The sequence below is a fragment of the Bradyrhizobium sp. IC4060 genome (genome assembly GCF_020193715.1).
In the GTDB taxonomy this organism is placed as follows: domain Bacteria; phylum Pseudomonadota; class Alphaproteobacteria; order Rhizobiales; family Xanthobacteraceae; genus Bradyrhizobium; species Bradyrhizobium yuanmingense.
On the sequence record NZ_JADYVJ010000001.1, the window covers coordinates 817,953 to 830,314 of the forward strand.

12 protein-coding genes are annotated in these 12,362 nt (G+C 64.1%); 6 read left to right on the forward strand and 6 right to left on the reverse strand.

Annotated features, from left to right (window positions below; genetic code table 11):
- Positions 1-51: 51 nt before the first annotated feature.
- Entirely contained in the window at positions 52-726 is a 675-nt protein-coding gene (locus I6F16_RS04055; protein ID WP_036001578.1) for a response regulator transcription factor, read from the reverse strand.
- 252 nt (positions 727-978) lie between these two features.
- On the opposite strand from I6F16_RS04055, the gene I6F16_RS04060 reads away from it, so the two are divergent.
- Entirely contained in the window at positions 979-1,188 is a 210-nt protein-coding gene (locus I6F16_RS04060; protein WP_036001583.1) for a hypothetical protein, read from the forward strand.
- Positions 1,189-1,626: 438 nt separating this feature from the next.
- Here I6F16_RS04060 and I6F16_RS04065 read toward each other — a convergent pair whose 3' ends face one another.
- The 4 genes from I6F16_RS04065 to I6F16_RS04080 all read right to left on the reverse strand — a co-directional run bounded on the left by I6F16_RS04065 (position 1,627) and on the right by I6F16_RS04080 (position 5,803).
- Positions 1,627-2,715, reverse strand: coding sequence for a TRAP transporter substrate-binding protein (locus tag I6F16_RS04065; RefSeq protein ID WP_036001586.1), 1,089 nt, complete (start codon positions 2,713-2,715; stop codon positions 1,627-1,629).
- A gap of 165 nt (positions 2,716-2,880) precedes the next feature.
- Positions 2,881-3,969 carry a TRAP transporter substrate-binding protein gene (locus tag I6F16_RS04070; RefSeq protein ID WP_036001589.1) on the reverse strand — a complete coding sequence of 363 codons (1,089 nt, stop codon included), beginning with the start codon at positions 3,967-3,969 and terminating at the stop codon, positions 2,881-2,883.
- A 206-nt stretch (positions 3,970-4,175) separates the two neighbouring features.
- On the reverse strand, positions 4,176-5,312 hold the full coding sequence (locus tag I6F16_RS04075) for an Mrp/NBP35 family ATP-binding protein (protein WP_157282350.1): 1,137 nt from the start codon (positions 5,310-5,312) through the stop codon (positions 4,176-4,178).
- A gap of 53 nt (positions 5,313-5,365) precedes the next feature.
- On the reverse strand, positions 5,366-5,803 hold the full coding sequence (locus I6F16_RS04080) for a VOC family protein (protein ID WP_036001594.1): 438 nt from the start codon (positions 5,801-5,803) through the stop codon (positions 5,366-5,368).
- A gap of 182 nt (positions 5,804-5,985) precedes the next feature.
- On the opposite strand from I6F16_RS04080, the gene I6F16_RS04085 reads away from it, so the two are divergent.
- The 5 genes from I6F16_RS04085 to I6F16_RS04105 all read left to right on the forward strand — a co-directional run bounded on the left by I6F16_RS04085 (position 5,986) and on the right by I6F16_RS04105 (position 11,076).
- The gene (locus I6F16_RS04085) at positions 5,986-6,858 is read left to right on the forward strand and encodes an NAD(P)-dependent oxidoreductase (protein ID WP_036001597.1); all 873 of its coding nucleotides are present in this window, start codon (positions 5,986-5,988) and stop codon (positions 6,856-6,858) included.
- Positions 6,859-7,095: 237 nt separating this feature from the next.
- Entirely contained in the window at positions 7,096-8,487 is a 1,392-nt protein-coding gene (locus I6F16_RS04090; RefSeq protein WP_225112814.1) for a sodium:proton antiporter, read from the forward strand.
- Between the two features lie 162 nt (positions 8,488-8,649).
- Positions 8,650-10,245 carry a HAMP domain-containing sensor histidine kinase gene (locus tag I6F16_RS04095; RefSeq protein WP_036001601.1) on the forward strand — a complete coding sequence of 532 codons (1,596 nt, stop codon included), beginning with the start codon at positions 8,650-8,652 and terminating at the stop codon, positions 10,243-10,245.
- 44 nt (positions 10,246-10,289) lie between these two features.
- Positions 10,290-10,493, forward strand: coding sequence for a DUF1289 domain-containing protein (locus I6F16_RS04100; protein ID WP_036001604.1), 204 nt, complete (start codon positions 10,290-10,292; stop codon positions 10,491-10,493).
- 28 nt (positions 10,494-10,521) lie between these two features.
- Positions 10,522-11,076 (forward strand): TIGR02281 family clan AA aspartic protease, encoded by a 555-nt coding sequence (locus I6F16_RS04105; RefSeq protein ID WP_036001607.1) that lies wholly within the window; start codon positions 10,522-10,524, stop codon positions 11,074-11,076.
- 105 nt (positions 11,077-11,181) lie between these two features.
- Here the strand turns inward: I6F16_RS04105 and dusA are convergent, their stop codons facing one another.
- Entirely contained in the window at positions 11,182-12,168 is a 987-nt protein-coding gene (gene dusA / locus I6F16_RS04110; protein WP_225112813.1) for a tRNA dihydrouridine(20/20a) synthase DusA, read from the reverse strand.
- Positions 12,169-12,362 lie beyond the last annotated feature (194 nt).

Here is a 12,362-nt window from a genome sequence, read left to right on the forward strand (position 1 = left end):
GAGATCAGTGATTTGAAGGTCAGCGATCCGGCACGGCCCGCGGCGGGCACGCTATTTCTCCTCGGTCATGAGATAGCCGACGCCACGGATCGTATGGATCACGACCTTGGCGCCGTGTTCAGTCAGCTGCTTGCGCAGCCGCGACACGTAGACCTCGATCGCATTGGAGGCGACGTCGCCTTCGAGACCGAAGATGTGGTCCTCGACGTTCTTCTTCGGTACCACCCGCCCCTGCCGGCGCAGCAGGATCTCGAGCACCGAGGTCTCGCGCGCGGAGATGATCCGCGGCTGGTCGTCGACGAAGATCTGCCGGCTCTCGGTGTCGTAGACGAGGTTGGCGAGAGTGAGCGAGCGGCCGAGCAACTGGCCGGGGCGGCGCAGGATGGCCTCCAGCCGCGCCACCAGCTCCTCCATCGCGAACGGTTTTGCCAAATAGTCGTCGGCGCCGCTGCGCAGGCCGGTGACGCGGTCCTGCAAGCCGCCGCGCGCGGTCAGCACCAGCACCGGCAGCGGCTCCATCTTGAGGCGCAGCTCGCGCAGCACCGACAGGCCGTCGGCATCGGGCAGACCGAGGTCGAGGATCATCGCGGCATAGCTGACGCTGTTCACCGCCTCGCGCGCCTCGGCCGCGCTGCCCACGATGTCGCTCTCATAGCCGGCTGCGGCCAGCCCACCGGCCACGAGCCGCGACAGCTCGGCATTGTCCTCGACGATCAGAAGCCGCATCGCATATCCGCTGGACGTTCCTGATACCGCACCGCTCGCGCCGCATCTGCGCTCTTTTCCAGCATTCGGGGCGCCGCGGCCAGCGAAAAAGCGCCGAATAGCCTCTCCTTGTCAGGCCAGTGTAAGCCAGCGCTGCGCATGAACCCGGTCATCGACCACATGATCATCGCCGGCCGAAGATTGACCCACGGAACATTCGTTTTGGCGTGTCGTTAAATCCAAGCGCTCAGGATGAGCGCCTGGAGGAGCCCGATGTCGTATTTTCCATCTGGCGAAGACCAAGCCTTCCGCATTTGCAAGGTGCTCGCCGACGTCTTCTGCGCGATCCTGCTCGGCACCTTTTCGATCGTGTTCTTCGGCTGGATCGGCGGAATTGTCGCCTTCGTCATTCTCGAAGCTGCCCTGCTCGGGCTCGACTGGCTCATGCCAAGCGCAAGAGACGCAGCAGGCGTCGTTCGCTAGCCGCGCTTCCGATGCTCGGCAGCCGACCGATGGTCCGCCTCTGGCGGCAAATAAGCTCGGCTGCTAAGACTCAGCTTGCCCCAACGCGCGGACCTTTCCATTACGACGCGCGCCGGCACTAACGGAAAAGGACATCGACCAGGCCTTGCGCAGCGCTCTTTGAATTTCATCGGGATCGAAGCGCATCGGGGGCATCGTTCAGCGCCACGATTTCGGATCGGGCGATGATGCATGTCTACCACTGTTTTGCCCGACGGGTCAAAAATTTCGGTAATTTCGCAATCGCTCGTGGTAACGAAGTCAAGTCATTGATATCGCTGCCCCGGTCTACTGTGCATGGGGTTGTTTTCGATGTTTTGGTTGGACGCCCTCCCAACAGCAGCGACAACGCCCCGGAGCCTTTCGCTCCGGGGCGTGCCGCATCCGATCGGGACGCGATCAGCTCTGCGAGCGCCGCGCCATGAAGATGTCGTAGCCGACCTCGGCCACCTGGAACCAGGAATAGCCGTCGCTCGTGAACTTGGCGAGCGAGTCGTTCACCTTCTTGAAGTTCGGATTGGTCGCAGCGACTTCGGCGTGCAGCTCCTTGGCCGCCTTGTAGCAGGCATCCATGATCGCGGGCGAGAAGGCGTGCAGCTTGGTGCCGCCCGCGAGCAGCTTCCTCAGCGCCAGCGGATTGGCGTTGTCGTAGCGCGCCATCATGTAATTGTTGGCGTAGTGGCCGGCCTGCTCCAGCACGCTCTGGTAATATTTCGGCAGCGCGTTCCACTTGTCGAGGTTGACGAAAGCCATCAGCATCGGACCGCCTTCCCACCAGCCGGGGTAGTAGTAGTGCGGCGCGATCTTGTAGAAGCCGAGCTTCTCGTCGTCATAGGGCCCGACCCATTCGGCGGCGTCGATCGTGCCCTTCTCCAGCGCCGGATAGATGTCACCGCCGGCGAGCTGCTGCGGCACCACGCCGAGCTTCTGGAGCACGCGGCCGGTGAAGCCGCCGATGCGGAACTTCATGCCTTTGAGATCGTCGGGCGTGTTGACCTCTTTCCTGAACCAGCCGCCCATCTGGCAGCCGGTGTTGCCCGCGAGCAGCGAGACGACGTTGTAGCTCTTGTAGAACTCGTTGAGCACGTCGCGGCCGCCGCCCAGCATGTACCAGGCCTGGTTGATGCGCATGTTGGGACCGAACGGCACGGCCGAGCCGAAGGTGAAGGTCGGGTCCTTGCCGAAATAATAATAGGACGCGGTGTGGCCGATCTCGCAGGTGCCGTTCTGCACGGCGTCGAGCACCTGCAGGCCCGGCACGATTTCGCCGGCCGCGAAGATCTGGATCTGGAATTTGTTGTCGGTCGCCTCGGCAACCATCTTGCACATCATCTCGGCGCCGCCAAACAGCGTGTCGAGCGATTTCGGCCAGCTCGTCGGCATGCGCCATTTGATTTCCGGCATCGACTGCGCGATCGCGGGAGCCGCGAGCGTGGCGGCGCCGGCCGCACCAAGTCCTGTGACCTTGATGAAGTCTCTTCTCTTCATGATTTCCTACCCTGATGGATCGAATTGTGGAGCCTTCTTTGCGAGGCTTGCCGACAGAATGGAGCATCACGGGACCGAATGCCATCCCGATCGCACTGCGGCAAAGAAAAAGCCCGGCCTCGCGAGCGAGGCCGGGCTTTCCGGTCTTACTACTTAAGCAATAAATCAGCCGCGAGTGCGCGAGCGGATCATGAAGCTGTCGTAGGTATATTCGGCAACCTGCCACCACAGATATTCGTCGGAGCGGTAGGCCTGCATGGAGTCAATGGCCTTTTTGAAGTCGGCGTTCTTGCCGGAAACCTCGGCCCACAGCTCGTTGGTCGCCTTGAGGCAGGCTTCCAGCACCTCGTTGGTGAACGGACGAAGCTGGGTGCCGCCGGCGACCAGGCGCTTCAGCGCCGCCGGGTTCTGCATGTCGTAGCGCGCGGCCATCCAGCTGTTGGCGTTCGCCGTCGCGTTGGTGAGGATCGCCTGGTAGCTCTTCGGCAGCGCATTGAACTTTTCCAGGTTGGCGAAGGCGTGGACGGTCGGACCGCCCTCCCAGAAGCCCGGATAATAGTAGTACTTGGCGACCTTGGCGAAGCCGAGCTTCTCGTCATCGTAGGGGCCGACCCACTCGGCGGCGTCGATGGTGCCCTTCTCCAGCGCGGGATAGATGTCGCCGCCGGCGAGCTGCTGCGGCACCACGCCGACCTTCTGCAGCACCTGGCCGGCGATGCCGCCGATGCGCATCTTGAGGCCGGAGAGGTCGGCAACAGTCTTGATCTCCTTGCGGAACCAGCCGCCCATCTGGGTACCGGTGTTGCCGCATGGGAAGCCGATCACGTTCGACTTCTTGAAGAACTCGTTGGCGAGCTCGTTGCCGCCGCCCTGATAGAGCCACGAGTTCTGCTGGCGCGCGTTGAGGCCGAACGGCACCGAGGCGAAGATCGCGAAGGTGGGGTCCTTGCCGACGTAATAGTACGAGACGGTGTGGCACATATCGACCGTGCCGTTCGAGGTCGCATCGAGCGCCTGGAGGCCGGGGACGATTTCGCCGGCGGCGAACACCTGAATCTGGAACTTGTTGTCAGTCATCTCGGCGACGTACTTCGCCACCTGCTCGGCGCCGCCATAGATGGTGTCGAGCGACTTCGGGAAGCTCGAAGTCAGGCGCCACTTCACCTCGGGCGAGGACTGTGCGATCGCCGGCGAGGCCACCGCGGTCGCCGCCGCGCCTGCTGCCGACACTTTGAGAAAATCACGACGCTTCATCTTCAGGTCTCTCCTTGCTGGGGCGTTTCCCCTTGACTTCTCTTCTTGCCGCCGCTCGTTCCGGCGACGCGTTGAGGTCGCGTCGAACCGAAGGGGCTTGACTGCGGGGGGCCTTTAACACGGCCAGCCCGGTTTCGGAACGCGACAATGGCATGACGGGGCTCTACGAAAGTCGCATGCCCCGGAGCCTGCCGCGGTGCCCCCATTCAGGCCGCGGCGATGACACCCTTGAGCTGGTCCCGGACCTGGCCGGCAATGGCGCGGTAGATCGCCGCATGAGGGCCGTCCGGCTCGCTGTCGACCACGGGATTGCCGGCGTCCGAGGTGGCGCGAATCGCCATGTGCAGGGGGATCTCGCCCAGGAATGGGACGCCGAGCTTCTCGGCCTCGTGCCGCGCCCCGCCATGGCCGAAAATATCCGACTTGGTGCCGCAATGCGGACATTGGAAGTAGCTCATGTTCTCGACGATGCCGAGCACGGGCACGTTGACCTTCTTGAACATGGCAAGCCCCCGCCGCGCATCGATCAGGGACAGGTCCTGCGGGGTCGAGACGATCACGGCGCCCTTGAGCGGCACGTTCTGCGCCAGCGTGAGCTGGGCATCGCCGGTGCCCGGCGGCATGTCGACGACCAGCACGTCGAGCTTGCCCCATTCGACGTCGCGCAGCATCTGCGTCACCGCCGACATCACCATCGGACCGCGCCAGATCATCGCGGTCTCCTCCTCGACCAGGAAGCCGATCGACATGATGGCGAGCCCGAAGCGCCGAAGCGGAATCATCTTGCGCTCGTCGTTCAGCTCCGGCTTGTCGCGCAGGCCCGTCAGGCGCGGCACCGAGGGGCCGTAGATATCGGCGTCGAGCAGCCCGACCTTGAGGCCGAGGTCGCGCAGGCCGAGCGCCAGATTGAGCGCCGTGGTCGACTTTCCGACGCCGCCCTTGCCGGAGGCGACCGCGATTACGGCCGCAACGCCGGGAATTTCCGATTGCCGCGCCATCGGCGACCCCCCGCCCTGGGGCGGCTTGTGGGCATGGGCCGGCTGCACGCCGGGCGCGCCGCGGCTCGGCTGCGGGGGTGGCGGCGGCGCGGAGCCCGGCTTGCGCTCGGCGGTCAGCGCCACCATGACGGTGGTGACACCGGGAATGCTGCGCACGGCGGCTTCCGCTTCGGCCCGGACGGATTCCCAGGCTCTTGCCTCGGCGGCGTCGACATTGATCGAGAAGAATACCTTGCCGTCGGAGGCGCTGATCGCGCTCAGCACATTGGCATGGGGGAGCGCGACCCCGCGGGGCGACTGGACCCTGGCGAGGCTATCGAGAACCTGTTGCTGCGTCACGCTCAAAGCGCATCTCCTGCAGTTGAGGATGCCCCATTAGAGCGGAAACGCCCAAAAGGCTACTGTCTGCCGATATCGTCCGCCTTTTCGGCCGGCGCCGCCCCCTGCTCCAGGGCAGCCTCGTAGTTCAGCTCGATCATGACCCCGTTGGGGTCGTGGACGAAGATCTGCCAGAGATCGCCACCGGGCACCTGGCGGGCCTCGAACTTGATCTTCTTTGACGCCAGCCGCTGTTTCATACCGTCAAAGCCGCGACTGGCGAAGGCGACATGGTGGACAACGCCGGAATCCGGCTTTTGTGGCTCGTCGGTCGGGGAAATGTCGACGAGGTGAACCACCGGCCTGCCCTCGCTGTACATCCAGGCGCCCGGGAAGGCGAAGTTCGGCCGCGCGCCTTTTTCCAGGCCCAGCACGTCCTCGTAGAAGCGGACGGTCTCGGCCAGATTCCGGGTCCGAATGTTGAAATGATCGAGGACGCCTACGCTCACGCCGCCCATGCTCTCGCTCCCTTGTTTTGAAGTCCTTGGGTCGCCACCCTAGCACGGCAGGCCGCCAAACGAAGCCGTTGCCCTCTGGCCTCAAGGGTTTATGGTGCGCCTCCGGTCCGCCCTCACCGCGGAACCCAGGCATCCCTCGCTTGGCAAGAACCGTAAACCCGAACTACGGACAAGGTACCACTATGGCTAAAGTCGCTTTCCTCGGTCTTGGCGTGATGGGCTTCCCCATGGCCGGACACCTCGTGAAAAAAGGGGGCCATGAGGTCACCGTCTACAACCGCACCGCGGCGAAGGCGAAGGAATGGGCGGACAAGTTCGGCGGCAAGACCGCGCCGACCCCGAAGGCCGCCGCCGAGGGTCAGGATTTCGTGATGTGCTGCGTCGGCAACGACAACGATCTGCGCGCGGTCACGATCGGCCCCGACGGCGCCTTCGCCGGCATGAAGAAGGGTGCGACCTTCGTCGACCACACCACTGCCTCCGCCGAGGTCGCCCGTGAGCTCGACGCGGCCGCGACCAAGGCCGGCTTCAAATTCGTCGACGCCCCCGTGTCCGGCGGCCAGGCCGGCGCCGAGAACGGCGTGCTGACGGTGATGTGCGGCGGCGCGCAGGACGCCTATTCCGGCGCCGAGCCGATCATCACGGGCGCCTATGCGCGGATGTGCAAGCTGCTCGGGCCCGCCGGAAGCGGCCAGTTGACCAAGATGGTCAACCAGATCTGCATCGCCGGTCTGGTGCAGGGCCTCTCCGAGGGCATCCATTTCGCCAAGAAGAGCGGCCTGGACGTCGCCGCTGTGATCGAGACCATCTCGAAAGGGGCCGCCCAGTCCTGGCAAATGGAGAACCGCTACAAGACCATGAACGAGGACAAGTACGATTTCGGCTTCGCGGTCGAATGGATGCGCAAGGACCTCTCGATCGCGCTGGCCGAAGCCCGCCGCAACGGCGCCAATCTGCCGGTGACCGCGCTCGTCGATCAGTTTTATTCCGAGGTCGAGAAGATGGGCGGCAAGCGCTGGGATACGTCGAGCCTGCTCGCACGCCTGCAACGCTGACGCTCTGTTGCGGCCTGGTTCGGCGTAGCCGGCTTTGAACTTCGTCGCGACCTCGGCCGCGACGAATTGTGTCGAGCGCACCGACCGAACAACCATAGACTTCCGGGGGGAGCCTTGCTTAGCGTGATCGCCGCCATCCTTGCTGTTGCCCGCGTCGAATTCGCGCCGGAGCTTCGACTCCGAACCGCCAGGATTGCCGCAGGTTTGGGCGTGCGGCGATCCCGGCTCATCGCGCGCCTGCTCCCGGTCGCGCTCCTGATCCTGGTTGGATCTCCTGCACAGGCGCTTGCCGCATCGCTCGATGGTGCCAGCATTGGCCCGCAATGGGCGCTTCCATTCGCGGGGATGCTGCTCTCGATCGCCATATTTCCGCTCGCCGCGCCTCACTTCTGGGAGCATCACCAAGGCAAGATTGCCGCGATGTGGGCCACCCTGATCGCGCTGCCGCTTGCAATCTGGTACGGCCCGCTTCCAACCGTCCAAGCGCTCGTTCACACGGCGCTGCTCGAATACGTCCCGTTCATTCTGCTCCTCCTCGCCCTGTTTACCGTCGCCGGCGGAATCGTGGTGCGTGGCAATCTTCACGGCTCCCCCGTCCTGAATACGCTGCTGCTCGCTCTCGGCACTCTGATCGCGAGCGTCATCGGCACGACCGGCGCCTCAATGGTCATGATCCGACCGGTGATCCGCGCCAATGACGATCGGCGGCACAACGCGCACGTCGTGATCTTCTTCATCTTTCTGGTGTCCAACATCGGCGGTTCGCTCTCCCCCCTGGGAGATCCCCCGTTGTTTCTGGGGTTCCTGCGCGGCGTGGATTTTTTCTGGACGACGACACACCTGCTTCCCCAGACCACGTTCGCGGCCTGGCTTCTGCTCGCCCTGTTCTTTTGCATCGATACTTATCTCTATCGCAGGGAAGGCCGCGTCAAACCGGACCCAACTCCGGACAATCCCTTGCGGATCAGCGGCGGCCTCAACTTCGCTTTGATGGGAGTCATCATCGCTGCGATCCTGTTGAGTGCCAAGCTCGACCTCGGCGGATTTGAAGTTCTCGGCACGCATCTCCAGGTGCAGAATCTCCTGCGCGATGCCGTGATGATCGGAGTCGTGTTCGCATCTCTCGCCGTCACCTCGAAGGAGGACCAAGACGCGAACGGCTTCTCTTGGGGCCCGATGATCGAAGTGGCAAAGCTGTTTGCCGCGATCTTCATCACCATCATTCCCGTGCTCGCGATTCTCAACGCCGGCAAATCCGGCGCGTTTGCCTCCGTCGTAAACATGGTCACCAACGCAGACGGCACGCCGAACAATGCCGCATATTTCTGGTTGACCGGCCTGCTCTCATCCTTTCTCGACAATGCACCGACCTATCTGGTCTTCTTTGAACTTGCCGGTGGCGACGCCAAGCATCTGATGACGAACGGCGCCTTGACCCTTGCCGCGATTTCCGCCGGTGCGGTGTTCATGGGCGCAAACTCCTACATCGGCAACGCGCCCAATTTCATGGTGTACGCAATTGCCCGAGCGAGTGGTGTCGCAATGCCCGGCTTCTTCGGATACATGGCCTGGACCTCCGTCCTGCTGCTGCCGGTCTTCGGGTTGGTCACGCTCGTTTTCTTCAGATGATTGAAGCGCGGGTTGATGAAAGCGGCCGCCCGGACTGCGTATGAATTAACGTTCGGTTAACGTAATTCTTTAGCTCCTTAAGTCAGCTCTTAAGGATTTCTTGCCAGAGATAGACAATGCAGAAAGCCCGCTTCCGGCGTGGGCAGGAATCCGTGTTGCTTGATGAGTAACCCCGCTGAAAAGCCTGAGGTCGTGCAGCTTCCGGCCGAGCCGGTGAGCGCGCCATCGGCGAGCAGCCGAAGGGCTGCGGCGCAGCGGGTGCGCGAGGCGCGCGACAAGTTAACGTCGACCAGTGGAACCCGGCCGGCTTTCGACGCCGAGATGCTGCGGCAATACGCCCAGACCCGGCTGTCGGCCTCCTATGTCGTGATGCTCCTGGTGGTGGCGACCGGCGTGCTGTTCGGGCTATGGATGCAGCCGATCCCGGCCGCGGCCTGGACCGCGGGCATGCTCTGCATCCACAGCGCCATGATCCGCAGCTGCCGGCGCTTCCTGACCGAGCCCGCCTCGCCGGCCGCGACACGCGCATGGCGGACGCGCTTCGTCGTGCTCGACCTGCTCTATGGCCTGTGCTGGATGGCGATCCTGATCCATCCCGTGCTCGACATGGTCACGGAAACGCTGATGATGTTCTTGATGCTGCTGGTGATCGCAGTATCGAGCATGCTCGCGGCCAATCTGCCGATCGCAGCCCTCGCCGCCACGGCGCCGGTCGCGGTTGCGATGGCGCTGAGCTTCGTGACGACCGGATCGCTGGACAATTACATCCTGGCAGCGCTGTCGCTCGCCGCCGAAGGCTATTTCGTGCTGCTGGCGCACCGCCTGCACTCCTCCACCTTCGCCACGCTGGAAGCACGTGCGGAAAAGGACGCGCTGATCGGCGAGCTGGAGCAGGCCAAGGCAATCTCGGACGAAGCGCGCCACCGCGCCGAAGCCGCCAACGTCGCCAAGTCGCGCTTCCTCGCGCAGATGAGCCACGAGCTGCGGACGCCGCTGAACGCCATCCTCGGCTTCTCAGAGGTCATGAAGAGCGAGATTTTCGGCGCGCATGCGGTACCGGTCTACAAGGAATATTCCGCCGACATCCATAATTCCGGCGTGCACCTGCTCAACCTCATCAACGAGATCCTCGATCTGTCGCGGATCGAAGCCGGCCGTTACGAGCTCAACGAGGAGGCGGTGTCCCTGGTCGGCATCGTCGCCGATTGCCATCATCTGATGAAGCTGCGTGCCTCGAGCCGCGGCATCACCATCCACGAAGTGTTCGAGCAGGCGATGCCGCGGCTCTGGGCCGACGAGCGCGCGATCCGCCAGGTCGTGCTCAACCTGCTCTCCAATTCGATCAAGTTCACCCCGCAGGGCGGCGAGATCTGGCTCAAGGCCGGCTGGACCGCCTCCGGCGGACAATATCTCTCGGTGAGGGATTCCGGCTCCGGCATACCCGAGGACGAGATCCCGGTCGTGCTCGCCTCGTTCGGCCAGGGCTCCAATTCGATCAAGTCGGCTGAACAGGGCGCCGGCCTCGGCCTGCCGATCGCCAAGAACCTGATCGACCTGCACGGCGGCACGTTCACGTTGAAATCGAAGCTGCGCATCGGCACCGAGGTGATCGTCACATTCCCGCCGGAGCGCGTGATGAGCGCGCTTGCCCCACTCTCGGACGATTCTCCACCGCTCCAGCCGGAGAGCTCCGTCGTGCCGGACGAGAAACGCCGGCCGCGGCACAAGCCGATCATGAGTGCCGGCACAGGCTCTTAACGAGATGCTTGCAGACATGCCCGATCATCCCTCACTATGTCCGTATGAGCAAAGAAACGCCGTGCGTCGCCGTGTGCATGATCGATCCCAAGACGAAGCTGTGCTTCGGCTGCGGCCGCACCTTGCCGGAGATCGCACGCTGGCACGCCATGGAGAGCGCGGACCGGCGCGCGATCATGGCCCTCTTGCCGGAGCGCATGACGGAAGCCGGACTAGTGCGGATCGCTGGATCCCCAAAGCACGTCTGATCCGCCTGCGTGCCCTTGGAGGCGCGCGATGATCCGCTTCCTGCTCGTCCTGATCATGCTCGCCGGCACGGCAGGTGCCGTCGTCGCCTATGGCGATCCCGACCAGATCGCGCGCGCCAGCCACAAGGTCTCGCATATTTTTCGCGCACAAGCCGCCTCCCCGGCGCCGGCCGTGCAGATCCCGCGTGGCCAGGGCGGCGAATTCACGCTGCGCGCGAAGATCAACGGCGTCACTGCGCCGATGGTGATCGATACCGGCGCGACGTCGGTGGTGCTGACCTGGGAAACCGCAAGGGCGATCGGGCTGCCGCTCGAGATGCTTGAATACGACGTCGATCTCGAGACCGCAGGCGGCCACACCAAGGCAGCGCGGCTCACGCTCGACCGTCTCGCCGTCGGCAAGCTGGTCGAGAAGTCGGTGCCGGCCCTCGTCGTGCAGCGCGGCCAGATGAAGACCAATCTGCTCGGCATGAGCTTCCTCGACCGGCTGGAAAGCTGGGGCGTGCGCGCCGACACGCTGATGCTGACAGGGTATCCGGAGCAGCAGCGCAGTCCCCGCCGCGCGCGTACGGCGGTCGACTAAAGCGCGATGCGATTAGGATGAATCGTCTCGCGCTTTAGGCTGTTGTTTGAACATGATCTTTTCGAAAAACCGCTGCGCACTTTTCCGGATCATGCTCCCGCTCATTTAGGCCGCCTCAGCCGGCGCGCGGGCCCCGACGCACGTGATCGCCTCGCGCAGCACGTCGAGACCGGCGCCGGGCTTCACACCCTGCTCGGCAAGATGCCGGCGGAACGCACGCGCGCCGGGCACAGCATGAAATGCGCCGACGAAATGCCGCGTGATCGCGTGCAGCCGCGTGCCGTGCGCGAGCTGCTCTTCGATGTAGGGCATCATCGCCTCGAGCGCGTCCTGCATGGTGGCGTGCGGCGCCGGCCCTCCAAAGATTTCGTGGTCGACCGCGAGCAGCCGCCACGGCTCCTGATAGGCGGCGCGGCCGAGCATCACGCCGTCGACATGGGCAAGATGCGCCTTTGCCTCGTCGATGCTCCGAACGCCGCCATTGATGATGACGGGCACATCGGGCATCGCGCGCTTGAGCCGGTAGACGCGATCATAGTCGAGCGGCGGGATATCGCGGTTCTCCTTCGGCGACAGGCCGTTGAGCCAGGCCTTGCGGGCGTGCACGATCAACGCATCGCTGCCCGCGGCGACCACCGCACGCGCGAGCGCATCGAGCGCGACCTCCGGATCCTGATCATCGATGCCGATGCGGCACTTCACCGTGACGGGAACGGCGACCACGCGCTTCATCGCGTCGACGCACCTCGCCACCAGCTCCGGCTCGGCCATTAGACAGGCGCCGAAACGGCCATCCTTCACACGATCGGACGGGCAGCCGACATTGAGATTGATCTCGTCATAACCGAAGTCCTCGCCGATCCGTGCCGCCGCCGCGAGCTCGCGCGGATCCGATCCGCCGAGCTGAAGCGCCACGGGGTGCTCGACCGCGTCGAACCCAAGCAGCCGCACCCGGTCGCCGTGAATGATCGCGCCGGTCGTCAGCATCTCGGTATAGAGCAATCCCCGCCGCGTCAGGTGACGGTGGAACACCCGGCAATGCCGGTCGGTCCAATCCATCATGGGGGCCACGGAAAAGCGATGATACAACATATGGATCATATAGACTTTCGAGCCCCCGACGGGAATAGCGGATTTCATGACCGTGCCGGGCCCGATGGCACGCTCTGCGAGCCAATCGGCGCGGGGAAGGCCGGCGCCAGACCAGACGGCAAGCGGTTCGCGGCAGCACGGCGCGGCGCCGCGCTCGAACGCGTACACGTCGAACGCGACCAGTCCGCTGCCAG